The sequence below is a fragment of the Candidatus Saccharibacteria bacterium genome, from assembly GCA_016191105.1.
Lineage (GTDB): Bacteria > Patescibacteriota > Saccharimonadia > CAILAD01 > BJGX01 > JACPPH01.
Genome location: JACPPH010000005.1, coordinates 1 through 25695 on the forward strand (window position 1 = coordinate 1; position 25695 = coordinate 25695).

The window sequence follows — 25695 nt, forward strand, 5'->3', positions numbered from 1 at the left end:
ACGTCAATGTCACAAACAAATATTTAAACTCATCTATGGATCTCTGGGGTGTCCGAAGTGTAACTCCAAATTACTATTTCGTCGTAGTTATGGCCGGTGTGCAGATTGTCAAATCAAGTACTTCGCCAAGGCTGGCAGCTGCACGAATTTCCAAGCCAACACGACGACATTTGGGAAAACCCCGAACCGTATGCCCAGACTACTAAAGACTTGCTTAATAGCTAGTTTTCAGATATAATTGTCTCCATTATGTCTAAGAAAACTCAAGAACAAATCGTGGTAATGCGTAACAAGGCTACGGGTAGCCGCTACTACACCCGCAAGAACCCCAAGAACACGGCCGATAAGCTAGAACTCAAAAAATTCGACCCCAAAACACGCAAAGTTGAAACCTTTGTAGAGGTCAAAGCTAAGCTTAAGTAGCTCACCGGCCGTTGCAAGATCAGCCGTCATTGAGCCTATTCCGGCATTAAAGCAATCAGCAAGTGAAGATAGCTTTGATACTCGGTGTTCGAGGACTGTTTGAGCCCCGACGGCACCGTCGGGGCGAGTTCCACAAGAACCCGAAGTTAAAGCTATCTGAATGCTGTTGGATTGTGTCCATGCCGGCAGTTTTGGCTTAACTTTTTGCTGCCAAAAAGTAAGTCGGCCGTTCAGGCCGAAAGCTGAGTCTTGTCCTGTGCGGACAGCACTTCTTTGTGGCCAAAGAAGCAAAGCCTCCGACATAGGCTCAAGTTCTATGGCGAGACCTGCCCACATTGCATGGCAATGAAGCCAGTTGTGGCGCAGCTCGAAAAAGATTTAGATATTGAGATTCAAAAACTCGAGGTATGGAACAACGCTAAGAACCAAGAGGTAATGAAAAAGTACGAAGATATTATTGGTGAAGCCTGTGGTGGCATGGCTGGCGTGCCAAGCTTTGTAAATACCGAAACCAAACAGGCCTTATGTGGTGCTCACGACCCGGCCGATCTCAAATTGTTGATTGATGGTGCTGACTGCAAAGACAATGTCTGTAAGCCCCACAGCAAAATGAAGAAGTAACTAGGAGAGCATTTATTATCAAGCAAGAGCAAAAAAAACCAGCCTGGTTGCGGCTAAATCGATTGGCCGGTCGGCTGGGAATTCGCAAAGACAAGTCTAGCGGAAGCAAGCCCGACCAGCGCGAACTGCGTGGCCACGAACACCCTAAAGAGCCAGAGCGTAACAAAAAATAGCCAATGGAAAAGCTGCCTAGGTTTAGTTTGTATATTGCGGCAACACTCGAAATTATTTGGATTGCAGCGCTTTTATTTGCTGTCGGCACGGGCAATATAACCAGATCATTGCTACTGTTTTTGTTTTTGCTTTTCTTGCCTCTAGCGGCTACTGCTGTAGCACTGGCCGGTTTTTTTGCACATCATAAAAAGCCGATCTTGTTTGTTATACTGGCCGGCATAATTGAGTTTGCAATGATCCTTTTGGTGGCAATTGTAGCTATTGGCTTGGGCAGTCTCCAACTTACTTGAGCCAGGCACCTGTTGCGGTTACAATAGAAGCATAAGCTAAATAGGAGCTTCTATGATTCGAATTGCTATTAATGGTTTTGGTAGAATTGGCCGCAATGCGTTTAAGATTGCTTTTGCTCGCGACGACCTAGAGATTGTGGCTATAAATGATCTGACCGACACCAAGACCTTAGCCCACTTATTAAAATACGACAGTAATTATGGTACCTATCAAAGAGCGGTAAGTTCAGACGATACACATGTGATTGTTGACAACAAGGCTATTGAGGTTACGGCTATCAAGGAGCCAGATAAATTGCCATGGAATAAGCTAAGGGTTGATGTTGCTATAGAATCGACCGGGCTATTTACCCACCACAGTGATCTAAAAAAGCACTTATTAGCCGGGGCCAAGCGGGTTGTTCTTTCAGCCCCAGAAAAAGACGACCACACCCACGACACCTACGTGATTGGGGCAAACGAAAAAGATCTAAAAGCTGAGCACCAAATTGTCGATAATGCCTCGTGTACCACCAACTGCATAGCACCAGTTATGGCTGTGCTAAGCCAAGAAATCGGCATAGAAAAGTCACTTATGACTACTGTGCACTCCTATACTGCCAGCCAAGTGTTACAAGACGGGCCTGCCAAAGATATCCGCGAGGCAAGAGCCGCCGCCGAAAACATTGTACCTACCACTACTGGAGCGGCGATTGCTGCGGCCTTGACCGTGCCAGAACTCAAAGGTGCCTTCGATGGCTTAAGCATTCGTGTGCCCACCCCGGTGGTATCTATCAGCGACATTACATTTGTGGCTAAGCGCAAAACCAGCGTCGAGGAGTTGAACAATGTTTTAACCAAGGCCGCGCAAAGTACCCACCGCGGCATAATTGCCGTAACCGAAGAGGAGCTGGTGAGCAGTGACTACATAGGCGACAGCCGTAGCGCAATAATTGATAGCCAGCTAACCAATGTGGTGGGGGATAATCTGTGTAAGGTGGTAGCCTGGTACGACAACGAGTGGGGCTACTCCAACCGGCTGGTTGAAATGGTGGCACTGGTAGGCTCTAAAATAAAAGACAATTGATATAGCAATGAAGGTATTTATTGCCTCAGACCACCGCGGTTTTGTAAAAAAGAACGAGCTAGCCGAAAAGCTATCGAAGAATTACGAAGTGGTAGACTTAGGCCCCGAAAATCTTAACCCGGCCGACGATTATCCGGTTTTTGCCGAGCGTGTGGCCCGAGCTGTGGTAGAAGATCCTGGCAGTTTTGGTGTGCTGCTGTGCAATAGCGGCGAGGGCATGGAGATAGCTGCCAACAAGGTTAATGGCGCCCGCGCTGCGCTTGTTTGGCAAGAACACATAGCTCGCGAAACCCGGGCCGACAACGATAGCAACATAGTCGTTTTTGCTAGCGATGAGCATGGAGTAGAGGCGCTTCACAAGATGACCGAAGTTTTTTTGGACACAAAATTTTCTGGTGCAAAGCGGCACAAGCGCCGGCTGCACGAAATAGAGCAAATCGAACAAGAAGAGTCGAATGATTAATACTCACAATAAAACCACTTCTGATCTGCAGATCCACCAGGCGCTAATCTATCCGTCTTTTTCTTCGCAACATAGCTACGGCTATGCTTTGTCGAAAGAAAAAGAAAACGAATATTTTATTCACCGAGTAAATTTTCGAAATTCAAAAGGGGTTTACTGTGAGTATTAAAATAGTGCCGGCAGTTTTGGTAAAAACTAAGGAAGAATACAATCAGCGGGTGGGGGTTATTCGCCAACTAACCGATCGTTTTCAACTAGACGTAATAGATGCAGACTTTGTGGACAATCCGACCTTGAGCTTGCAAGAAGTTGGCCGCCCGGCCGATCTAAAGATCGACCTTGACATGATGGTGGGCGATCCGCGCAAATATTACGACCATATTATTCGCTTACACCCCTACACGGTTATATTGCATTTTGAATGCCAAGTGGAGTTGGGCCCTGTAATAGAAAAGATTAAGAAGTCTGGTTTACGGGCTGGGCTTGCTATCGACCCCGAAACTCCAGTTAAAAAAATTAAAGGTCTTATTGAGTATCTCGACTACTTCCAAATAATGGGCCATTCATCGGGCTTTGCTGGTCAGAAATTTCAACCAGAGGTACTAAATAAAATTCCAGAAGTTCGTAAACTAAGGCCGGATATTGAATTGGGGCTTGATAGCGGTGTGCGCGAACAAACTTTGAAAAAAATCTGCTCAACCGACTTAGATGTGGTTGCTGTGAATACATATTTATTTGAGACCGAGGACTCACTGAATCGCTACAGCACAATTTTGGCGGAGTGTATGCAGTGATCAAGCCAATGACTACCAAGCAATTAGAATTGACCGCCAACGAAATTCGGCAGACTATTATTAAAATGTTGGTCGAAGCCGGCAGCGGCCACACAGCTGGTCCGCTTGGCATGGCCGATGTGTTTACGGCGCTGTTTTTTGGCGGAGTGCTAAATTATAGAGCCAAGGAGCCAAACTGGGAAGAGCGCGATCGACTTGTTTTGAGCAACGGCCATATCAACCCTGTGCTGTATGTAACCATGTCGAAGGCAGGCTACTTTGCGCACAAAGAGCTAGCGACTTTGCGCAAGTTTAACACCCGCCTACAAGGCCACCCCGAGCGTACTCGGTTGCCGGGCTTAGAGACTACCAGCGGTCCGCTCGGCTCTGGAATCAGCCAGGCCTCAGGCATGGCCTACGGGCTGAGGATGGACGGCAAGAAGTTGCAGCGGGTTTATTGCCTGTGTAGCGATGGCGAACTACAAGAGGGTAATAGTTGGGAGGCAATTATGTTTGCCGGCAAAAACAAACTCAGCAACCTAACCGTAATTGTAGATCGTAACAACATCCAAATCGATGGTAACACCGAAGATGTGATGCCACTAGAGCCACTAGCCATGAAATGGCAGGCTTTTAATTGGCACGTAATAGAGGTTGATGGTCACAATTTCGATGAAATAATTGGTGCTTGTAATCAAGCCAAAGCAATTTTTGAAAAGCCAACTTGCATTATTGCTCACACTATTCCTGGCAAAGGTGTAGATTTTATGGAATACGATTTTCGTTGGCACGGCATACCGCCCGACAAGCAAGACATTCCTGGCGATCCACCGAAAGCTGTTCAGGACAGAGTAGCCCTCGACAGGCTCCGGACCCTAAACGGCCGCATCAGGAGTGAGCATGAATAAATCACAGCATTTGAGCAACAAACTTTTTCGCGACGACATTGAGATGCTGCCAATACGCAAAGGCTTTGGCGATGGCTTGCTAGAGGCTGGCAAAAAAGATAGCGAAATTGTTGCGCTGAGCGCAGACCTTGTAGAGTCTACGCAAATGCAAGCCTTTGCTTTAAAATATCCGGATCGCTACATAGAGATTGGTGTAGCCGAACAGAACCTAGTTACGGTTGCTAGCGGCTTAGCAGCGGTTGGCAAGCGCCCGTTTGTAACTAGCTACGCTGGCTTTAGCCCGGGTCGCAATTGGGAGCAAATTAGAACTACAATCTGCTTAAATAATAGAAATGTAAAGATTGTTGGTAGCCACGCCGGTGTTTCGGTGGGGCCCGATGGCGCAACCCACCAAATGCTCGAAGACATTGCGCTTATGCGGGTGCTGCCAAACATGGTGGTGGTGGTGCCGACCGATGTACACGAGGCTCAAAAAGCTACTTTGGCCTTAGCCAAAATCCAAAAACCGGCTTACTTGCGGCTAGCTCGCGAAAAAACTGCCGTTATTACAACCGAAAAATCACCATTTGAGATTGGTAAAGCTCAGATCTTACAATCTGGTAGTGATATTACAGTTGTAGCTTGTGGGCCATTGGTTTACGAAGCTTTGAAAGCGGCTCACACACTGACAGGCAAGGCTTCGGTCGAGGTAATAAATAGCTCCAGCATTAAACCGCTCGATGAACAAACAATTACCAAAAGTGCCCATAAAACCGGCTGCGTAGTGACTGTCGAAGAAGCCCAGGCAGCTGGCGGACTGGGTGGTGCTGTGGCTGAGTTGTTGGCCAGGACCTATCCGGTGCCGGTTAGTCGTGTGGGTGTACACGATAGATTTGGTCAATCGGGCGAAGTTCAACAGCTCTGGCAGGAATATCAATTAGATGCCCCGGCCATATCGGCGGCGATTCTGGCGACCATAGAAGGCAAGCAAAAATGAGCTACGACCTAATTGTACTTGGCTCTTCAGCCATGGATGTTTTTGCTGTTTCAAGGAGGCTAAAGCCAGAGAAGCACGACCGTCATGAGCTTATTGTGCTTCCTAGTGAGCAAATACTATGGCTCGATAATGCTATTCACGATGTTGGTGGTGGCGGACTAATTGCGGCTGTACTTTGTGCTCGCCAGGGTCTTAAGCCGGCTTTGGTTAGCAAGCTTGGTGCCGACATTTTTGCCCGTACCATTGAGCAAATTTTGAGCGAAGAAAAGGTGGGTCTAGACCACATAGTGACTGATCGTAAGCACCACACCGACAACACCATTCGGCTGACCGTCAACGGTAAGCACCAAACACTCTTAAAATACCAGGGCTCATACATAAGCCTTACCCCGCGCGAGATCAAGATGCCAAAAGTTAAAAAAGGCTGGCTATACATTGCTACTCTGCCGGCAGAATATAAGACATTGCGCACAGCTGTAAATTGGGCTAAGCAGCACAAGTTGAATGTAGCTATTCACCCCAATAATGTTCACACTCTTAAATCTAACCGGCTGTGGTCGCTACTGGCAGAATGCGATCTGGTAATCTTGAATAGAGATGAATTGAGTATGCTATTGGGGGGTTACTACAGTGCTACTGAGGGACTGGTAGCCGCACATCAACACGGCCTAAAAAAACTAGCCCTATACGACGGTCTCGAGGGCTCTTACTATATGAACGAGAACAACATTTTTCATGCCCCGGCCTACAAAAAGACCAAACCACTCGAAATAACCGGTGCCGAAGATAGTTTTGCAGCTGGACTTTTGGCGGCCACAATTGCCGGCGAGACAGTTGCCAAATGCCTGGCTTTAGCTGGCGCCCAAGCAGCAGCATCGTTAAGCGTGGTGGGGGGGCGCTCAGGCATATTACGCAAGCCACTGGTTAAGGAGCAAAAACTTAAGCACTTTGTGATTTCGGACCAAACGAGGCATAATTAGGTAAAGGAGAAAGCTGGTGAAAAACAACTTCGAGTTTATAGCCGTAGGCGATGTAGTGACCGACGCTTTTATTGAGCTTCTGTCGACCGAAGCCAAGGTCGAGCAAGACAGATCACATCACCCCTTGTTGTGTATGACCTATGGCACCAAGATTCCTTTTCAGGAGGCGATCGTTGTTCCAGCTGTTGGCAACGCTGCCAATGCCGCTGTAGCAGCGGCTCGCCTGGGATTAAACACGGGGTTCATAAGCGATGTTGGCAATGACGACAACGGCCGTGAAATGCTCCATAGCTTAACCAATAATAACGTTTCGACCGAATTTGTAAGGATTCACCATGGCAAACACAGCAACTATCATTACGTGTTGTGGTATAAGGCCGATCGCACAATTTTAATTAAGCACGAAGCCTACGACTATCGCTGGCCCAGGCTACATGATCACAATAAGTCAGAATGGTTGTATATGAGCTCAATCGCCGAAAGTGGTGAACCAATTCATGTTGGGCTTGCCAAGTATCTGGAGGCCAACAAAGATGTTAAGTTTGCTTTTCAACCAGGAACATTTCAGATACGTGAGGGCAAAGCCAAACTTGCTAAACTTTATAGCCGAGCCGAAGTTTTCGCGGCCAACAAAGAGGAGTTTCAGCAAATCTTGAACAGCAATTCGAATGATGAAAAAATCTTAATAAACGATATGCACAAACTTGGCCCCAAAGTCGTGTTGCTAACCGATGGCCCCAAGGGCGCGTTTGCTAGTGATGGTAAAGAGGTGGTGTTTATGCCACCCTACCCAGACCCCAAGCCACCCTATGATCGCACCGGCGCCGGTGATGCTTATGCCAGCACATTTACAGCCGCCTTGGCACAGGGCAAGGATTTGGCCACCGGCTTGGCGTGGGCCGGCGTGAATTCTATGAGTGTGGTGCAGCAAGTCGGCGCTCAAGCCGGACTGCTCAAAAAGCCAGAGATTGATCACTGGCTCAAGAAAGCGCCAACTAGTTTTAAACCTAAGTTGGTGAATTAGTCTATGAATAAATCTCCAGATCCGATTTTACAAACAGAGGGTATTTTGTTTTTTCAGAATCCAAACGACAAACTTCAGTCTAAGTTAATGCAGCATTCAAAGTTTGGCAGTTTATGTTCAGACGGCAAGCAGATTTGGTGGCAGTCCGATTCGCAGAAGCTTTTTAGAACCCGCTTAAAAAGCGCATCGGTCAGAATCGAAAACGAAAGCCAAAGAGAAGCAACTTTGCAGAATAAGCTGCCTTACATGCGCCTAACAGCTGACACTAGAGATTATTGGATTGATTTTGGACCAAATGCTTTTGCTGGTCCAACTGCAGCGTTGCTATCTAGCCGAAGGGTACAATACACCAATGCTTGGCTAAAACTATTTAACGGCGGTTCAGTTGCCGAAGCTCAGAAGATTGCCAACGAAAAAAGTCATAGCAATCGAAACAGTTTGATAATTATCTGCACAGTACTTGGCATCTTCTTGCTAGCAGCGGGTTTGATCTGGATTTTCTTGCCAAAACTCTCGGGCTTTTAGATGAGCCTAAACAAGGTTTACCCTTGTACAAGGGTAAACCTTGTTTGCGGTTATTATGGTCGTCTCTGGCAATGGGATAAGATCAGGAATAACCAAAAATGGATAGTTCAATTCGTCTCCACCGATGACTCATATATCTCAATTGAAGAAGCGCGCCATATTCACAAGGAGCTCAAAACGGAATATCACGAGCAAAATGATCAAGGTCACTATGGCAGCGATGTGAGCGAGAAGCTTGAATTTCCTGAGTTGGTTAAGATTATCACTAAGAAGCTCAAACATGACTAGGTCAAAAGCACTTTAGCCTTTTATAATAGCTTGCTATAATACTGCTTATGTATGATTTAATCATCGTGGGCGCTGGGCCGGCCGGTATGACCGCTGGAGTATATGCCGCCCGCAAAGAACTAAAAACCCTGGTAATTAGTCGAGATGTAGGTGGTCAGGCGGCCTGGAGTAGCGACATCGAAAACTACTTGGGCTTTAGTATGATCACCGGGCCAGATTTGGTTAAGAAGTTCGAAAACCACCTCGAAGAATTCAAGGATCATGTTGAGTTGCGGCTGGTGCCCAGCGGGGTTAAAAAGATCGAGAAGTCTGGCAAACACTTTAAGGTTACAACTGGCGACGGCAAGAGCGAACAGGCTCGTAGCATAATAGTCGCTGGCGGCAAGGTGCCACGACCACTTGGTGTAAAAGGCGAGCAAGAGTATTTGAACAAAGGCGTGGCCTATTGTGCTTGGTGCGACGGCCCGCTGTTTCGCAACAAAGAAGTTGCAATTATTGGTGGCGGCAATGCCGCGCTCGATGCCGCGCTCAATTTGGCCAAGACGGTTAAACAGATATATATAGTAAACATAACCGCCGAGCTGACCGGCGATCCAATAATGATCGATAAAGTAAAGGCTGCAGTCCACGCCCGAATTTTAAACAATACCGAGGTAGTAGAAATTAAGGGCGATAAATTTGTTAACTCGATTGTTATTAAGCCCCACGACTACAGCGCTACCAAAGAGCTGCCGGTTGAGGGCGTGTTTGTGGAGGTGGGCAGCTTGCCGGCTACAGATTACCTAAAGGGTCTGGTGAAGCTCAACCAGGCTAACGAGATAGTTATAGATAAGAACAATATGAGCTCGGTACCAGGAATATTTGCGGCCGGCGATATTACCGACGTGATTGAAAAACAAATTATTACAGCCGCTGGCGAAGGCGCTAAGGCTTCGATAGAGGCCTCCCAGTATCTAGCCAAGCAGGGCTAATCTAAAATCTGTTATGCTATAATCAAATTCTTAACTCAGAAACAAGGAGATTCCTGTGTCGCCCAATAAAAAATCTGTCGACGGCATGATTGTTCGCTCAGCCCAGCCCAAAACACCGGCCAAGAAGCCAGTGCCCACTAAGACCCAACCCCCTAAGCAGCCAGTAGACACCAAGCCTGCTGCACAGAACAGTGTCCAGCTTAAGTCTGAACCAGCCAATCCCAATCAGCCGCCCTTAACGGGGTGGAGCTGGGGCGCGTTTTTGCTTAACTGGATCTGGGGAATAGGCAACCATGTCTGGATTGCATTGCTGGTTTTGATTCCAATAGCCCCAATTAACCTAATCCTCGCGATCTACTTGGGTTTAAAGGGCAATGAATTAGCTTGGCGGGCAAGACAATGGGAAAGCCCTGAGAAATTTATTGAAGCCCAAAGGCAGTGGGCCAAGTGGGGTGTTGTTATTCTCATTCTTGGTGTAGTAGTGGTCTTAGCTTCAATTGCACTGGTAGCTTTGCTAGCCAGCTCCACCACCACTGGCTATTAAAATATGTTAGCTACTAACTATTTTTTAGGTACTCAAGATAGAGTATAATTAATGGTCTAAGGGAGAACCGTAAGATGGCAGATGGGTCAGGATCAGGCAAAGCGATTATCTACACTACACCGTGGTGCCAGTTTTGCAAACATGTTGAAGCTTACTTAGATGAACAAAAATATCCCTACGAGAAAATCGATGTTTCAACCAATCAGGCTAAGGCTCAAGAGATGGTAGAAAAATCGGGTCAAATGGGGGTGCCGGTAACAGAGATCAAAGATCAGATTATTGTTGGTTGGGATAAGCCTAGGTTTGAGGCTCTGTTTTCTAAATAGTTTTGTTGTTGATAGGTTTGTCTGGTTCATATAGATGAGCGCCGCTTAGATTTGACATCTGACACTGTTTGTATTACCATAAGCGTAATAACCAGCAGCTGCTAATGATGCCAAAAAACAAACATGCCAGCTAAGCCGCGTACCGGTAAGTCCCAACCCCTAGGCAAAAAGGGTGCTTTTAGGTTTCGATGGTGGATGGTGGTAGTTTTGGTAATGATTGTAGCGGTAGTCGGCATAGCCGTGCTGCGGTTTTCCAGAGCCAGCGGCAGTCAGGGGATTATGTTGCCCGACAGCCCCTATACTCGGCATGATGGTGGTGAATTCACCTCTTCTGCAGATGGTATTGCTTGGACGACAAGCGTAAATAATATTGGGCCTGGAACCTGGCAGTGGTATGGCCCTTTCGAAAAACTTACGGTTTGGCCCAATGATGCTGCCAAGTCGGTGGTTGCTTGCTGGACATTACGCGATAACTTGCCTTATGGCATACAGGCCGAGTATGCGCTCGATATAACCGCCGACAACGGTGCAAAGGTTTTAGGTAGTCGGATGGTCAGGGGGCAAGAAGGCGCCTTTAAAACTGTTGCTAACTCGCTAACCCAACAGTGCCTGAGCGCAAATATAGATAATGGTTATTATGATCTGAACAGGGTTGAGTATCGTCTTAGCATGCGCCGGGGTTCAGTAAGTATTTTTCGTGCCAATCGACAGCTAGTTGGTGCAATTACGAGTGATATGCAATTAGCTACTAGTTTTCCAGCCTACATATGGCCCTTGTTGCCAGGAGTTGGCAGTGTACGCGGGCCAGATGCGCAGGGTGGTGGCTGCTGGGGAGGCCCGCGTCCGGGCCGGCCGCACAATGGCCTAGACATATTTGCGCCTGATGGTTCCCAAGTGATATCTGTACAGGGGGGTACGGTGGTAAATATTGACAACCCACCAGACCCAGCTGGCTTTGGGCGCTTTCTGATAGTGAAAAACGACGACGGCCGCTACGCACTCTACGGGCACGTTAAAGATGTGCGTGTTGGTGTGGGCGAGCGTGTAGCGCAAGGACAGTGGATTGCAAGCGTTAGCAATACCGGCAATGCCGAAGGGGTAGGCAGCCAACTACACCTACAGATCCAGACCAACTATAACGGCAGTGCCTCAACTACTTTTGGCCAAACTATAAACCCTGCAAGCATACTGCCCCAGACACGACTACTAAACGGTTGCACACTATAGTTAAAAAAGGATACCAAACAGGTAAGGCGACAAAATAAAAATAGCAGCACGAAGTGATGTATAACAATCATTGTTATCGCACCGATTGCAATTGTTGGTATCGCCTTCGTCGGGCTGGCACCAAATAGTATAAAGCCCAAAGCCATGGGGGTAGCTGAGTACTTTATGGCAACAGCTCGGACAACATGCCACAACCAAATGATGCTAAAAGTTGGCAATATTTAAAGCCAAGAATGCAAGAATAAAAGAAAGGCCAACCAAATCAATAGCTAGCCGACTGTACAGGCGCAAGAAATCAATATAATCCCCCAGAGCCAGAACTGCCACTATAACTTTCAGGCAAAGAGGAATAGTAGTTGCTTGACTGCTATAATTAGCATGTGAGCTTGTTTAAACTTACATTCAAATACCAGGCAGCTGGTGATCAGCCCAAAGCCATAGAGCAGTTAAACAGTGGTTTGCGAACTGGCAACAAAGAGCAAACCCTACTTGGCATTACTGGTAGCGGCAAGACCTTTACTATGGCCAATGTGATTGCCGATTATGGCCAGCCAACCTTAGTACTGAGCCACAACAAAACCTTAGCGGCTCAGCTGTATGGCGAGTTCAAAGAGTTTTTCCCGAACAACGCTGTGCACTACTTTGTAAGCTACTTCGATTACTACCAGCCAGAGGCTTACATCCCGCGCAGTGATACCTATATCGAAAAAGACAGCGATATCAACGAAGAGATCGATAGGTTACGGCATGCTGCAACCGCAGGCCTGCTTAGTCGCAAAGATGTAATAATTGTGGCTTCGGTAAGCTGCATATATGGCATAGGCAGCATCGACGACTACACTAGTATGACCATAACGCTAAAGAAAGACGAAAGGCGGGTACGCGATAAGTTGCTGCGGCAGCTTAACGACATACAGTATAGTCGCAATGATACAGCTTTTGAACGAGGCACGTTCCGCGTGCGCGGCGAGAACTTAGATATCTTTCCGGTTGGCGAAGAATCGGCGTATAGGGTGGAGTTTTTCGGTGATGAAGTCGAAAGTATTAAGCAAATTGATTATCTGACCGGCGAAGTCACAAGAACCCTAAACGAATACACGATTTTTCCAGCTAAGCACTACGTAACTCCGCGCGAGCAACTCGAGCGCGCAATCGTCAATATCAAAGCCGAGGCCGAGCAGCGGGTGGCCTGGTTTAAAGACAACGACATGCTAATTGAGGCTCAACGACTGGGTGAGCGGGTGCGCTACGACATTGAGATAATGGAACAAACAGGCTACGTAAAAGGCATTGAAAACTATGCCCGTTACTTAACCAACCGCGAACCAGGCGCCCAGCCGGCCACACTTATGGACTACTTCCCAGACGACTTTTTAATGTTGATTGACGAAAGTCATATGACCATTCCGCAAGTAGGCGGCATGTACAATGGCGACCGAGCCCGTAAACAAGTGCTGATAGATCATGGTTTTCGCTTGCCCAGCGCACTCGATAACCGTCCACTAACTTTTACCGAGTTTGAACGACATATTAATAACGTGGTGTATGTTTCGGCCACACCAGGCAGCTATGAACTAGCTCGCAGTCAACAAACGGTCGAGCAGATTATTCGCCCCACCGGCTTACTCGACCCGATTGTTGAGGTGCGTCCCAGCGAACACCAGGTAGACGATGTGATTGCCGAGATTCGTGATCGAGTGGGTAAAAAGCAGCGGGTGTTAGTAACAACTCTTACCAAGCGTATGGCCGAGGATCTAGCTGAATACCTGGCTGATCTTGGTATAAAAGTGCAATATCTGCATAGCGAGGTCGACACCTTTGAGCGAACCGACATTTTGCGTGATTTGCGCATGGGGGTTTATGATGTGTTGGTGGGTATAAACTTGTTACGCGAGGGCCTGGATTTGCCCGAAGTTAGCTTGGTGGCAATCATCGATGCCGACAAAGAAGGTTTTTTGCGCTCCGAAACCAGCTTGATTCAAACTATTGGTCGGGCTGCCCGCCACCAAGAGGGCAAGGTTATAATGTATGCCGATAACATAACCGGCAGCATGAGCCGAGCGATCGAAGTTACCAAAAAGCGCCGCAAGGTTCAAGAAGAGTACAACAAAAAGCACGACATTACCCCAACCACGGTGCAAAAAGCTATTACCGAGCGTATGCATGAAGAGGCTGAGGCCGAAACGGCCGATGTTAAGGCCATAGATTTTAAGAAGGTGCCCAAAGACGAGCTGGCGTTTTTAACCAAGCAGCTTACGGAGCAAATGGAGCTAGCGGCTGCTAACTTGCAATTCGAAAAAGCTGCCGAGCTGCGCGATCAAATTGAAGAGATCAAAGAGATTCTAAAGGCTAAGAGGATAGGCAAATGAGTGTAGAAACTAATAACGATAATGCCAAAGATGCTAAGCCAGCCATGTCGGCCGACACCTTGGGGGATTTAAAAACTATGGCGGCGCGCACGTAGTTAGTCTAGAACCTGTGTTGAAATCATACTATGGCTCAATGAAAACAAATATTCAACACCATGCTTAACCCTTGAACAATCTTGACAATAGGCGTACAATGGGTGGGTTTTAGTGCTAATGGACTAACATTATTGTTCGAACAAAGTGAGAACTAAATAGTTCTCGTCGATTACTCCTCGAACAATAAACTGCAGTGGAGAAAATTGTGGCTCAGAACGACAAGATAGTTATAAAAGGTGCCCGCGAACACAACCTAAAAAACATTGACCTTGAAATCCCGCGCGACAAGCTGGTGGTGATTACCGGACTCTCCGGGAGCGGCAAATCGTCGTTGGCATTCGACACTATTTATGCCGAAGGTCAGCGACGCTATGTTGAGTCTTTGAGCGCCTATGCTCGACAGTTTTTGGGGTTAATGGAAAAGCCCGATGTCGATCAGATCGATGGTCTCAGCCCGGCCATTAGCATCGACCAAAAGTCGGCTAGTCGCAATCCGCGATCTACGGTTGCTACCGTTACCGAAATTTATGATTATTTGCGCTTGCTGTTTGCCCGCATTGGCACACCGCATGACCCAAATACCGGTGAGGTCTTAACTAAACAAACACCCACCGAGATTGTCGACAAAATCAAGGCTTACCAAAAGGACACCCGGATAATTTTACTGGCACCAATTGTGAAAGATAAAAAAGGCGAGCACCGACACTTGCTCGATGAAATCCAAAAGGCCGGCTACTCGAGAGTTCGTTTAGATGGCACAATTATGCCAATCGAAGAGGTGCCGAGTTTGGATCGTAACAAAAAGCACACCATCGAAGTGGCCGTTGACCGGATTGCGATCGACCCAAGCAACCCCCAGCGATTAGTAGAGGCCGTAGAGGCGGCACTCCACTTGGGCGAGGGCGTGATTACGGTCTTGAATTTCGACTCAGGCGAGGAACAGCTCTTTAGTGAGCATTACACAGCCGCCGGTAGCACCTTTGCTTTGCCCGAGATCGAGCCACGCCTGTTTAGTTTTAATAGCCCGCACGGGGCTTGCCCAACCTGCATGGGCCTGGGCTCACTGTTGATAGTAGACCCCGAGCTTATTGTGCCCAACAAAAAACTTAGTATTGCTGAGGGCGCCATTCGCCCCTGGAGTCGTACCACCCAGCGCCTCAATTGGTACACAAAATTGCTGGAGGCAGTTGCCAAAAAACATGGCTTTGATTTAAATGTGCCGGTTGAAATGCTAACCAAAGACAACCTATACATCCTATTTTATGGCACCGGCGAGGAGGTGGTGGGTGTGCCGGGGCCAGGTGGGCGAACTTACAAAACAAAATTTGAGGGTATAATCCCCAATCTCGAACGGCGTTATCGCGAAACCGACAGCGATTTTGTAAAGCGTGAAATCGAAAAGTACATGACCACTCAGATTTGTGGAAGCTGCCAGGGCAAGCGCTTAAAGCCCGAGGTTTTGGCCATCACTATAGACGACAAGTCTATTGCCGACGCCTCTGAGCTAACGGTTGAATCGGCCTTTGAATATTTTCAAAAGCTTAAGCTAAACCCCCAACAACAAAAAATTGCCAGCCAAATACTCAAAGAAATCTGTGCCCGTTTGCGGTTTTTGAATGACGTGGGTCTAAACTACCTTACTCTTGACCGTAGCGCCAATACTCTGGCGGGTGGCGAGGCCCAGCGGATTCGTTTGGCCACCCAAATAGGCTCTAGCTTAATGGGCGTGTTGTATATATTAGACGAGCCTTCAATTGGCCTGCATCAGCGCGACAACGACCGGCTGATAACAACGCTTAAACGGCTGCGAGACTTGGGCAATACTGTAATTGTGGTCGAACACGACGAGGATACGATTTTGGCTAGCGACTACGTGATCGACATAGGCCCTCTGGCCGGCGAGCATGGTGGCCAGGTTGTGGCGGTTGGTGCGCCCACTCAAATTGCAAAAGTTAAAGCATCCTTAACTGGTCAGTACTTAAGCGGCCACAAGAAAATCGATGTACCTAGCAGTAGGCGCAAGCCCGATGGCCGCAGCTTAAAAATAGTTGGTGCTACCGAGCACAACCTAAAAGACATAACTGTCGACATTCCACTGGGTATTATGACTGTTGTTACCGGTGTTTCTGGCAGTGGCAAGTCGAGCCTTATTAATGACATCTTGGCGCGCAAGTTGAGCCAGGAATACCACCGGTCTCAAGAACCAACTGGTAAATTCAAGTCTATCGAAGGTACCGAGAATCTCGACAAGGTAATTGATATCGACCAAAGCCCAATTGGCCGCACTCCGCGTAGCAACCCCGCAACCTATACTGGTGCTTTCAACGACATACGCGAGCTATTTGCCATGGTGCCCGAGGCCAAGATCCGTGGTTATTCGGCTGGCCGATTTAGTTTTAACGTAAAAGGAGGTAGGTGCGAGAACTGTAAGGGTGATGGAATTATCAAGATTGAAATGCACTTTTTGCCCGATGTTTATGTAACTTGCGATGTTTGTCATGGCAAACGGTATAATCGCGAGGCACTCGAGATTGTGTACAAGGGCAAAAACATCTCCGATGTTTTGGAGATGACGATCGAGGAGGCCTGCAGCTTTTTTGGCAACATACCAACTATTAGTCGCAAGTTAGAAACCTTAAACAACGTCGGTTTAGGTTATGTTAAACTGGGCCAGCCAGCTACTACGCTGTCGGGCGGAGAAGCCCAACGTATTAAGTTGGCAGCCGAGCTGAGTCGAAGGGCCACCGGCCGCACACTATATATTTTAGATGAGCCCACCACCGGCCTGCATTTCGAAGACGTGCGCAAACTCTTGGAAGTTTTGAATGCTCTAGTAGCCATGGGTAATTCGGTACTTATAATTGAACACAACCTAGACGTTGTAAAATCAACTGACTGGGTGATCGACCTGGGTCCAGAGGGCGGCACCGGCGGTGGTGAGGTGGTGGCCCAGGGCACGCCCGAAGAGGTAGCCAAAGCCGCCAGGAGTTATACGGGTCAATATCTTAAGAAATTGCTAAAAAAATAGACCAAACGGCCTTCTTATCTATTTGTCTGCAGGCCTAGACACTGTCGCCATTGACAGTGTCTAGGACCCGATTTGTGGTTGCATCACGATGCCCTCTTTTCCGGTGGGTCAGACTGCTTGGCTGGCGGGGTCGGTTCGGCTGAATGGATCTTTCGCCAGCTCGCTATCTGTTCCAGCCAGTAGCTGTCGTCTTGTGCGATGTCGAACAGAAAACCGCTGGCGAGAGACCAAGGACGTGCCGACAGAAGACCCCAGCTATCCCGACTGGGAGGTGGTTCCTCCGCTCTGAAATAGCTTTCAAGCAGGTCGACTAGCTGACGTCGGCGCACATCGTTGGGTTGACGCGCCAGCAGGTCCTCGAGCTCCATGTATACGTGCTGCATTTCACCTCCTTTCGAGGTGTAGGTACGGTTGGACAGCCCCATTGTAGAACAAATACCAAAAATTGCAAGCTCTAGAAGTTATCTGAGGTCTCGACTGCAAACCAATTGAACTGTAACTCGCTTTCTTGAGCCGGGTCAATCTGGATTTCGAAACCTTTTTCGGTAACGTTAACAACACCGTATTTTGGCGATACTATACCGATTGGTGTTACATTTATTACTGGTGGTTTGGAATATGGCCTAGTGAATTCAAGCCTAAGATTGGTTTGGCCGGCAGGAATCTTAACTGTTCCGGCGGTGTTATTGCTGACGGTAATAGTATTACCAAAGCTGACCTTTGACTCAAAGCCAACGTTGTTCTTGAACACCACCTTGTCTATAAAAGTTGCTAGCTTATAGAATACAGAACTATTTAAGAACTCGGCCGGCCCCGTAACTTTGATTGCACCATTGGCAAAAAGGGTGCCGTTGGCAGTTAAGTCTTTGGTGGTTGTGGCGTTCTGAACCGTGAAGTTGGAAAGGTCGGCTATCGAATTAGCTGCAGGGTCAGACGAAGCTCGTATAACTACTTATTCGGACAGCTCGTGGACAACCGCAATCGATGGTACTGGCGCAGGTAGCTCGGGCGTAGTTGCGGCCAGTACGGCCAGCCAGATTACTGTTAGCGGTACTGTTGATGAGACATTAACATTTTGCACAGGCACCTCTGGCATAACAAGCTCGAGCTGTGCTGGAGCCACCGGTACCAGTGCTGGGCTCGGAACGCTTTCAACAAGCTCCGCTAAAACCAGCACTTCACAGATTGGCGTAGCAACAAACGCTGGCTCTGGCTATGCCATAACCTATACAGGAGCCACTCTAACCTCTGGCTCCAACACAATTGCTGCTTGTTCGTCTGGTTGCACCTCCTCGACAGGCTCAGGCCAATATGGCTTTAACCTAAGAGCTAACACTTCGCCATCGGTAGGGTCGAATCCAGCTGGAGCTGGTTTAGCCAACCCAGTTGCTAACTACAATACCAACAACACCTTTCGCTTTGCTACTGGTGACACGGTGGTGAGTAATAGCAGCGCAGATGATTTTAGACTGTTTACAGTTGCCTACTTGGCTAACATAGCCAATACCACACCGGCAGGCATATATAGCTCGACTGTGACTTGGGTTGCAACACCAACTTTTTAAGTGTAACTCACAAGTTGTTGGTGACAACTACCTAGAGCTCGTATAGAATTAGATTATGACGCTAAGAATCAGACAGTTTTGTAGCTTTGGTGGGTTAACAATAATTATGGCTGTCGTCATGTTGGGTGGCTATGCTCATAAGGCTAAGGCTGAAGCGGGTCAGGCTTTGTCGATTTCGCCGCCACTAGTAGAAGTAAAGAGTGATCCGGGCAAGCTTGAGAAGGTTTCTATTAAGGTCACCAATCTTTCGAGCGGTGAATTATTAGTTAAAAACCAAGTCAATGACTTTGGTGCCAAAAATGAATCGGGCGAGCCCAATATTATATTCGACGACAACCAGAACGAACCTTACAGTTTGCGAAACTGGGTAGAGGCACCGGCGCCCTTTAAATTGGCCAGCCAACAGTCGCGGGTGGTGGAGTTTAAAATAAATGTACCCACCAACGCTGAGCCAGGCGGGCACTACGCCGTGTTTCGCTTTACCGGCCAGGCTCCAGAATTAGAGCAGTCTGGGGTGGCGTTGTCAGCCAGCATTGGTTCGCTCATACTTTTGCGTGTCTCGGGCAATGTTTCTGAGCAGGCCAATTTGGTAAGTTTTTATAGTGCCAGCCGGCCACAATTTAGCAAGTCAGGTTTTTTTGAGAATGGTCCGATTGGTTTCGTAGAGCGAGTTCAAAATAATGGTAATATTCATGTCCAACCGACCGGTACAATAACTATCAAAGACATGTTTGGCCGGCAGGTTGCCAGCCTTAGAGTCAACGGCGAGCCGGCCAGCAAACAGAATCCGCCTCGCAGTGTATTGCCAAAAAGTATTCGTAAATTCGAGCAAATCTACGACAAAAAATGGCTCTTTGGATATTATAGCGCGACTCTAGATCTTACTTATGGCTCAACCAATCAAACGCTGCGTGGCACCACTGGTTTTTGGGTAATACCATATAAGTTAGTGTTATTAGCGCTGTTAATTGTTGTGGTACTTGTGTTGCTGGCTCGCTGGTTACTCAGGCGCTACAAGGCTCATGTTGTAAAACAGATCCAAAAAAGCCAAGAACAAAATAATGGTTCTGACAGGCAAACTAAAAATCTAAGCGGCCACAAAAAGGTACGCCCCAAAAAGCGATCTAAGCTATAATTGCAGCGTGAAGAAGTCGTTGCAGCAAAAATTAAAAGAGCTTCCACTTAAACCAGGTGTCTATTTTTTTTACAACCAGGCTGGGGAAATTATTTACATTGGCAAGGCCTCGATATTAAAACGAAGAGTGGCTAGCTATTTTCAAAAACACCACCGCGACTACAAAACCCCGCTATTAGTAGAAAACATTGCCAACACTAGCTGGATAGAGACGGACTCAGAAATTGAAGCCTTGTTTTTAGAGGCTGAATTTATTAAGCGCTATAAGCCGCTTTACAATGTGCTCGAAAAAGACGACAAAAACTTTATTTATGTACGTATTACCACTAACCAAGACTGGCCAGCTGTTAGCTTTGTGCGTCGCCCAAGCGATGACAGGGCGAGATATTTTGGGCCCTTTGTGCATGGCTATGCGGTCAAGAAGGCTCTACGGTATTTACGACGGATATTCCCTTACTATGTAAAGCCAGAACGCAATATATCATCGAAGCTAGAACACCAGATAGGGGTGGTTCCCAAGCCAGATATGAATAAGACTGAATATCGCAAACTAGTGAAGCGGTTGATTTACGTACTCGAGGGCAAAACCTCGCAACTGCTTACGCAGCTCGAGCGCGAAATGAAAAAACTGGCTCAAGATAAAAGGTATGAACAAGCCGCTGAGGCTCGCAATCAGTACTTGGCACTTAAGGCGCTTAGTACCAAAATAGTTTTTGGCACTCAAGAAAAATTCGATCTCACACTCGACCAAGCTCTCAATGGTTTAGCTGATCGGCTAGGCCTAATGGGCGCACCAAGACGTATAGAGTGCTACGACATAAGTAACTTTGCTGGCGGCGATGCAGTTAGCAGCATGATAGTTTTTACCGACGGCGTGCCCAATCAAAGTGAGTACCGGCATTTTAAGATGCACAGTGTTGGCCCAAACGACTTTGCTATGATGCGCGAAACTTTGCGACGCCGTTTTTCTGGCCGTCACGATGCTTGGGCTAAGCCAGACTTGGTTGTGATTGATGGTGGCAAGGGGCAGCTTAGTTCGGCTTTGAATGCCATGCAAGAGGTTGGCGTGGCGATACCAACGGTTGGTTTGGCCAAACGGCATGAGCAAATAATTCAGTTAGCTTCGAGCGCCACAACAGGCCTGCAGGCTGGTGAAAGGATAGAAGGCGATTACAAGATTATTGCTCTCAACCATGGATCGGCAACTTTGCAGCTAGTGCAGCGGATTCGCGATGAGGCTCATAGATTTGCTGTTAGCTATCACACCGCTGTGCGTAACCAGCGCACCAAAACATCGCAACTCGATGCTATCGCGGGCGTTGGCCCAGCTACTCGTAAAAAACTTGTTAAGCATTTTGGCAGCGTGGCCGGCATAAAGGCAGCCAGTCGGGCCGAACTAAGTGGCGTGGTGGGGCCCAAGCTAGCCAGCACAATTAAGGCCGACTTAGGCACCGTTTAGACTACCATGCAATCTGAAAATATGGTAAAATAGCGAAATGATAAAACGCTTGCTTTTGAGCTGGCTGGTGAATTTTTTGGGTCTCTGGGCAGCCGCTAGCCTATTGGTTGGCATACAGTATAATCAACAGCTAACGGTGCTCTTGATTGCTAGCTTGATTTTTGGTATTGTCAATGCGCTAGTGCGGCCAGTGGTGGTTATACTTAGCTTGCCAGCAATAGTAGTTACCATGGGGCTATTTACGCTCGTAGTAAACATGCTAATGCTTTACATTACTAGTGCTCTCTATAAGCCATTTCAGGTTAACTCTGTTTGGGCAGCACTCGGTGCTGTGATTATTATCTGGGTCGTAAACTACCTAATGAACGATTTATTAGTTGAAGAAAAACAAGAATTATGAAAAACATCCTACCCTACATAACAATTATCTCAGCCGTTCTTTTGATCGGTTGTGTTTTGTTACAAAACCAGGGTATGGGACTGGGCTCGGCTTTTGGCGGCGACAGTAGTTTTTACCGTTCAAAGCGGGGTATTGAGCGGATATTGTTTATAGCTACCATTATTCTAGCTATTATTTTTGTGGGCAGCATCATAGGTAGCTTGGTTATTTACTAAACAACCAATGTGGAAGTATCTACGGTTTAAATTACGTCGTAAATCTCGCCGCATGTATTATCATCTTCACCTTTGGCGTATTTGGCTGTTGAACTACTTTAGTCGTCATATCTACGGTGGCTGGCAAAAGCTAGGTTCTATGCGAAGCGTAATGGTGGCTTGGCTGGGGTTAGTTTTGATTTGTTACTGGGGATTGCTGGTAGGCATTCAAAATCTCGATGCCCGCTATGTTGCCACAGTACCCGCCTATGGAGGTAATTATTCTGAAGGATTGACCGGAGAGTTGAGATCTATGAATCCAATTTTTGCCGACAACTCGGCGTCCAAGGACATCTCGGCTTTAATATTTTCGGGCTTAACCAAGATCGACCCGAGCGGAGGCTATGCTGGTGATCTAGCCAACAATTGGGATGTAAGCCCAGACAAAAAGAGCTATACATTTTATCTTCGATCCAATGCCAAATGGCAAGATGGCCGTCCGGTAACAGCCGAGGATATAGCCTTTACGGTCTCTGTTATTCAAAACCCTGATACCCGCAGCCCATATAGCGCTGACTGGAAGGGTGTTCAGGCCGAAGTACTCAATAGCTCAACCGTACGCTTTAACTTGCCAGCCAGCTATAGCGAGTTTTTATACACGACTACGGTAGGGATATTGCCCAAACACATACTGGCCAATGTTAAACCTTCGTTGCTCAAGCTGCATGAATTCAATCAAAGACCAATCGGCAGCGGTCCGTATCGGTATGTAGGTGGGTCGGCCAATTCGGGAGTGGTTCGACTACAAGCATTTAGTGAGTTTTATATGGGTCGGCCATACATTCCAACCATGCAAATGTACATATACCCAACCGAGCGCGACCAGATTACGGCCTATGAGCGCAAAGAAATTATGGGTATTTCTCAAATAGAACCCCCAGACTACCAAACGCTTTCTAAAATTGAAAACCTTAAGCTATATCAGCTCAAGCAGCCGGCCTATGTGGCGGTGTTTTTCAACCTCAAAAACAGTAAGCTTACCAAGCCTCTTCGTCAAGCTCTAGCCTACGCCACCAATCGCGACACTATAGTAAGTGGAGTGCTGTACAGTCAGGGGGTGCGATCACAACTGCCATTGCCGGCCGGCTTTAGTGGTTTTACTGCTGACACCACCCGTTATGACTATAGTCAAGATTTGGCACGCTCATCGCTAGCTACTGCTAAGGCACAAGACACCACTCTGAATCTTGTAACCCTAAAAGGCTCGGTCTACCAACAGGTAGCCGAATCGTTAAAAAAACAGTGGCAAGCAATAGGGGTTAATCTAAACATAAATGCAGTTGACGCCACGAGTTTGCAGCAAGACTATGTTCGACCCCGTAATTATGATCTACTGCTGTATGGCCAAAACCTGGGTGCTGGCTCAGACGAATATAGTTTTTGGCATTCCAGCCAAGTCGACGATCCTGGGTTAAATTTAAGCAGTTACAAGAATAGTAATGTCGATCGCGATCTAGAAGCCGGGCGAATTGCCAAGGACCCTGCCTACAAAGCTAGCAAATACACAGATTTTTTAAAGCTCTGGAGTCAAGACGAGCCAGCCATAATCTTATACAATCCTTATTATGACTACGCGCAGAGTGTCGTGTTGAAGGGCTTTAACACAACCCGCATAATAGAGCCCCAAAACCGGTTCAACAATGTTTACAAATGGTACATAAATACCCGGCCGGCCCTAAAAGCCAGGCAGTAATTATTTAGCTTTTTCCCAGTCTTCAACTACACCCAAGGCTAGTTGTTCAAGCTCTTGGAGATGGACAAGCTCTACTGGCCTCAACGACTGTCTGTTTATTTCGGCTAAATTATGATCACCCTCAAAGTGCTGTTGTGATAATTTCTCTCTTGCGCAGGCATATACTACCCTTGGAATATTGGACCACTCAGTTGCTCCATAGCACATTAAACAAGGCTCCATCGATGAATACATAGTGGTATCACTCAAGTCTGTTGTCTTAAGTTGGTGACAAGCTTTGCGGATGGCCTCAATTTCTGCGTGGCTGGTAGGGTCATTGAGCTGGTTGCCACTACTTACACCAGACGCGAGGATTTTGCTTTCTTTAACAACAATGGCGCCGGCGGGGAATCCGCCCCTTTCAACTGACTCCCGCGATAGCTCAATTGCTTTCTCTAAGTAAGCTCTATCATTCATAATTGCAGTGGTGTCTATCTACAACGAGGCTCGAACCTATTTCCAAGAAAAAGCCTAAAGTAAGCCCCGCCGTTTGCCAGCCAAAGGCTGACCCGCCCCGCCAGCCCTGGATTTTGATTGTTTTTGGATTTCCCCCGCCAAATTTCTTTGCGTTGTATTTTCGGGTTCGGTCAACCAGAAGACAACCGGATTTTTGCTACCAAAAATGGCTATCTTAGGTTCTGGTTTTGGCTGCGGGATAGAGCGGCTCAAGGTCATAACGGTCTCTGCTTGTACTCGGGCACCAGTATCGTCCAAGCCTATTTTGAATTTTTGTTTAACTTCATCTAGTTCGTTTCTGTTTAACGCTACGATCTCTGTCATTTTTCTTTCATAATCAATCTGCTGTGCCGGAACTATTACTTGGTCGTAGTGTTCGGGAGCTGCGTCCTTGAAGCCCGCAGCTAGTCTACTAGCCGCAATAAACAGATTATAGTAACCGCTGCTTTGCAGGCTTTCGAGCGGTATTTCCGCAAACCACATAAGCGCAGCTCGTCCGTCGTCAAGATTAAGGGGTGCAATCGCTACTTGAACATTGTTGACGTTGGCGAGAGCTAGGTCTGAAAACGAAACAGCTAGACGTGCAGCACCGGCATAGTCAGTCAGTGTAGACTTCTTTGCTTTTATAGTCTCCCGCCAAACCATCTTTTTCGTATCAATTGTTGCCGTAACAGTTCGTGTTCCGGGGTCTATATCTATACACATTAGGTCATCAAAGAAACCTGTTTGCAAATTTTCTGCCACAGTTGGTAGAACAATTTCTTGGTGTTGCACATATGAGTCGGCAGCTTTTGCCGCACCGTTCAACGTAATAATGTCAATCGCCGAAACACCTTTTTCAAAAACAAGGGCTTGGTCATCAAATTGGCTCTGGTATCGCATTTTTATTACTCCTTGCGTATAATTATAACTGAAATTGTTAGCAAAAACTTGAAAGGGAAACTATGCAAGACGACAATCAGCAACCACGAGACGACCAGCAATACCACAACCCAGTAGACGGCCAAACTTACGTAACGAACGGCACATGGCAGACACACAACCCTGCAAGCCCTGCGCCCGAACCAACAGGACCAGTGAAGCTGGAGGGCGTCCGTCTCTTGGCCGATGAACAGACAGTTGCGGCTAGTGTTTCCACTGAAGCCCTCAGCCAGTACATTAAAAGTATCTCTGGAGTTGTTGAAGCAGTCGCAAAAGACTCGCCTACGGCATTCGAGCTTCTTATTCAGTTTGAGCTGGCAACCGATAAGCCAGTGTCTGTACAAATCAGTAATCAGGGTGAAGTATCTCAAGAGTTATTACAAAAAATCTACGAAGCACTAGGCACATTACAAGCACCTGCTGTTTCTGGAAATCCAGTACCATTCCAGGTGCACTACAAGATTAACCCCTAGCACCGACCACCACGCCGTTTCTGCCGTTTTCGGCAGCCGACCCGACAGACCTGGATTTTCTCAACTGAAAAAAAGAAATTTGGCGGGGGAAATCCAAAAACAATCAAAATCCAGGGCTGGCGGGGCGGGTCAGCCTTTTTCGGAATTGCCGCTCATTCGGGCGGTATTTTCTTTGGCTTTGCGGAGCAAAAGCCATATGTTCTTGGGGGGAAACGTATTTGGGGCAGC

At 47.4% G+C, this 25695-nt stretch carries 27 protein-coding genes; 24 read left to right on the top strand and 3 right to left on the bottom strand.

Going from position 1 to position 25695, the window contains the following annotated elements; genetic code table 11:
- Positions 1-249 precede the first annotated feature (249 nt).
- The 17 genes from rpmG (at position 250) to uvrA (ending at position 17072) form a co-directional block, all read left to right on the top strand.
- A complete protein-coding gene (gene rpmG, locus HYX70_02545) occupies positions 250-423 on the top strand; it encodes a 50S ribosomal protein L33 (protein ID MBI2798162.1) in 174 nt (57 codons plus the stop codon).
- A gap of 339 nt (positions 424-762) precedes the next feature.
- Positions 763-1044, top strand: a complete 282-nt coding sequence (locus tag HYX70_02550) for a hypothetical protein (GenBank protein ID MBI2798163.1) — start codon at positions 763-765, stop codon at positions 1042-1044.
- A 176-nt stretch (positions 1045-1220) separates the two neighbouring features.
- Positions 1221-1508: a hypothetical protein gene (locus HYX70_02555; protein ID MBI2798164.1), complete on the top strand. Its 288-nt coding sequence runs from the start codon at positions 1221-1223 to the stop codon at positions 1506-1508.
- Positions 1509-1560: 52 nt separating this feature from the next.
- Positions 1561-2574: a type I glyceraldehyde-3-phosphate dehydrogenase gene (gap, locus tag HYX70_02560; GenBank protein MBI2798165.1), complete on the top strand. Its 1014-nt coding sequence runs from the start codon at positions 1561-1563 to the stop codon at positions 2572-2574.
- Positions 2575-2581: 7 nt separating this feature from the next.
- On the top strand, positions 2582-3037 hold the full coding sequence (locus tag HYX70_02565) for an RpiB/LacA/LacB family sugar-phosphate isomerase (protein MBI2798166.1): 456 nt from the start codon (positions 2582-2584) through the stop codon (positions 3035-3037).
- 158 nt (positions 3038-3195) lie between these two features.
- Positions 3196-3831 carry a hypothetical protein gene (locus HYX70_02570; GenBank protein ID MBI2798167.1) on the top strand — a complete coding sequence of 212 codons (636 nt, stop codon included), beginning with the start codon at positions 3196-3198 and terminating at the stop codon, positions 3829-3831.
- 8 nt (positions 3832-3839) lie between these two features.
- The gene (locus HYX70_02575; protein ID MBI2798168.1) at positions 3840-4718 is read left to right on the top strand and encodes a transketolase; all 879 of its coding nucleotides are present in this window, start codon (positions 3840-3842) and stop codon (positions 4716-4718) included.
- Positions 4711-5694, top strand: a complete 984-nt coding sequence (locus tag HYX70_02580; GenBank protein ID MBI2798169.1) for a transketolase family protein — start codon at positions 4711-4713, stop codon at positions 5692-5694. The genes HYX70_02575 and HYX70_02580 overlap by 8 nt, the downstream gene beginning before the upstream one ends.
- On the top strand, positions 5691-6674 hold the full coding sequence (locus HYX70_02585) for a carbohydrate kinase family protein (GenBank protein ID MBI2798170.1): 984 nt from the start codon (positions 5691-5693) through the stop codon (positions 6672-6674). Before HYX70_02580 ends, HYX70_02585 begins: the two co-directional genes overlap by 4 nt.
- 16 nt (positions 6675-6690) lie before the next feature.
- Positions 6691-7698, top strand: coding sequence for a carbohydrate kinase family protein (locus tag HYX70_02590; GenBank protein MBI2798171.1), 1008 nt, complete (start codon positions 6691-6693; stop codon positions 7696-7698).
- A 3-nt stretch (positions 7699-7701) separates the two neighbouring features.
- On the top strand, positions 7702-8223 hold the full coding sequence (locus HYX70_02595; GenBank protein ID MBI2798172.1) for a hypothetical protein: 522 nt from the start codon (positions 7702-7704) through the stop codon (positions 8221-8223).
- 335 nt (positions 8224-8558) lie between these two features.
- Positions 8559-9482: an FAD-dependent oxidoreductase gene (locus HYX70_02600; protein ID MBI2798173.1), complete on the top strand. Its 924-nt coding sequence runs from the start codon at positions 8559-8561 to the stop codon at positions 9480-9482.
- A gap of 55 nt (positions 9483-9537) precedes the next feature.
- Positions 9538-10026 (top strand): hypothetical protein, encoded by a 489-nt coding sequence (locus HYX70_02605; GenBank protein ID MBI2798174.1) that lies wholly within the window; start codon positions 9538-9540, stop codon positions 10024-10026.
- 74 nt (positions 10027-10100) lie between these two features.
- The gene (locus HYX70_02610; protein ID MBI2798175.1) at positions 10101-10352 is read left to right on the top strand and encodes a glutaredoxin family protein; all 252 of its coding nucleotides are present in this window, start codon (positions 10101-10103) and stop codon (positions 10350-10352) included.
- A gap of 123 nt (positions 10353-10475) precedes the next feature.
- Positions 10476-11579, top strand: coding sequence for a M23 family metallopeptidase (locus tag HYX70_02615; protein MBI2798176.1), 1104 nt, complete (start codon positions 10476-10478; stop codon positions 11577-11579).
- A 380-nt stretch (positions 11580-11959) separates the two neighbouring features.
- Entirely contained in the window at positions 11960-13948 is a 1989-nt protein-coding gene (uvrB, locus tag HYX70_02620) for an excinuclease ABC subunit UvrB (GenBank protein ID MBI2798177.1), read from the top strand.
- A gap of 289 nt (positions 13949-14237) precedes the next feature.
- Positions 14238-17072: an excinuclease ABC subunit UvrA gene (gene uvrA, locus HYX70_02625; GenBank protein ID MBI2798178.1), complete on the top strand. Its 2835-nt coding sequence runs from the start codon at positions 14238-14240 to the stop codon at positions 17070-17072.
- A 454-nt stretch (positions 17073-17526) separates the two neighbouring features.
- Here uvrA and HYX70_02630 read toward each other — a convergent pair whose 3' ends face one another.
- A complete protein-coding gene (locus HYX70_02630) occupies positions 17527-17823 on the bottom strand; it encodes a hypothetical protein (protein MBI2798179.1) in 297 nt (98 codons plus the stop codon).
- Positions 17824-17962: 139 nt separating this feature from the next.
- On the opposite strand from HYX70_02630, the gene HYX70_02635 reads away from it, so the two are divergent.
- The 6 genes from HYX70_02635 to HYX70_02660 are packed head-to-tail and all read left to right on the top strand — an operon-like array spanning position 17963 to position 23578.
- A complete protein-coding gene (locus tag HYX70_02635) occupies positions 17963-18637 on the top strand; it encodes a hypothetical protein (protein ID MBI2798180.1) in 675 nt (224 codons plus the stop codon).
- A gap of 55 nt (positions 18638-18692) precedes the next feature.
- The gene (locus HYX70_02640) at positions 18693-19772 is read left to right on the top strand and encodes a hypothetical protein (protein ID MBI2798181.1); all 1080 of its coding nucleotides are present in this window, start codon (positions 18693-18695) and stop codon (positions 19770-19772) included.
- A gap of 7 nt (positions 19773-19779) precedes the next feature.
- The gene (locus HYX70_02645; GenBank protein MBI2798182.1) at positions 19780-21231 is read left to right on the top strand and encodes an excinuclease ABC subunit UvrC; all 1452 of its coding nucleotides are present in this window, start codon (positions 19780-19782) and stop codon (positions 21229-21231) included.
- A gap of 37 nt (positions 21232-21268) precedes the next feature.
- Complete coding sequence (locus HYX70_02650; protein ID MBI2798183.1) at positions 21269-21631, top strand: phage holin family protein; 363 nt, start codon at positions 21269-21271, stop codon at positions 21629-21631.
- Positions 21628-21846, top strand: a complete 219-nt coding sequence (gene secG / locus HYX70_02655) for a preprotein translocase subunit SecG (GenBank protein ID MBI2798184.1) — start codon at positions 21628-21630, stop codon at positions 21844-21846. The genes HYX70_02650 and secG overlap by 4 nt, the downstream gene beginning before the upstream one ends.
- A 7-nt stretch (positions 21847-21853) precedes the next feature.
- Positions 21854-23578 (top strand): hypothetical protein, encoded by a 1725-nt coding sequence (locus HYX70_02660; protein ID MBI2798185.1) that lies wholly within the window; start codon positions 21854-21856, stop codon positions 23576-23578.
- On the opposite strand, the gene HYX70_02665 is transcribed toward HYX70_02660, so the two are convergent.
- Positions 23579-24034, bottom strand: coding sequence for a nucleoside deaminase (locus tag HYX70_02665; protein ID MBI2798186.1), 456 nt, complete (start codon positions 24032-24034; stop codon positions 23579-23581).
- A 54-nt stretch (positions 24035-24088) separates the two neighbouring features.
- Positions 24089-24955, bottom strand: coding sequence for a hypothetical protein (locus tag HYX70_02670; protein MBI2798187.1), 867 nt, complete (start codon positions 24953-24955; stop codon positions 24089-24091).
- Between the two features lie 62 nt (positions 24956-25017).
- Between HYX70_02670 and HYX70_02675 the strand changes: the two genes are divergently transcribed.
- Positions 25018-25467, top strand: coding sequence for a hypothetical protein (locus HYX70_02675; protein ID MBI2798188.1), 450 nt, complete (start codon positions 25018-25020; stop codon positions 25465-25467).
- The last annotated feature ends 228 nt before the right edge of the window (positions 25468-25695 follow it).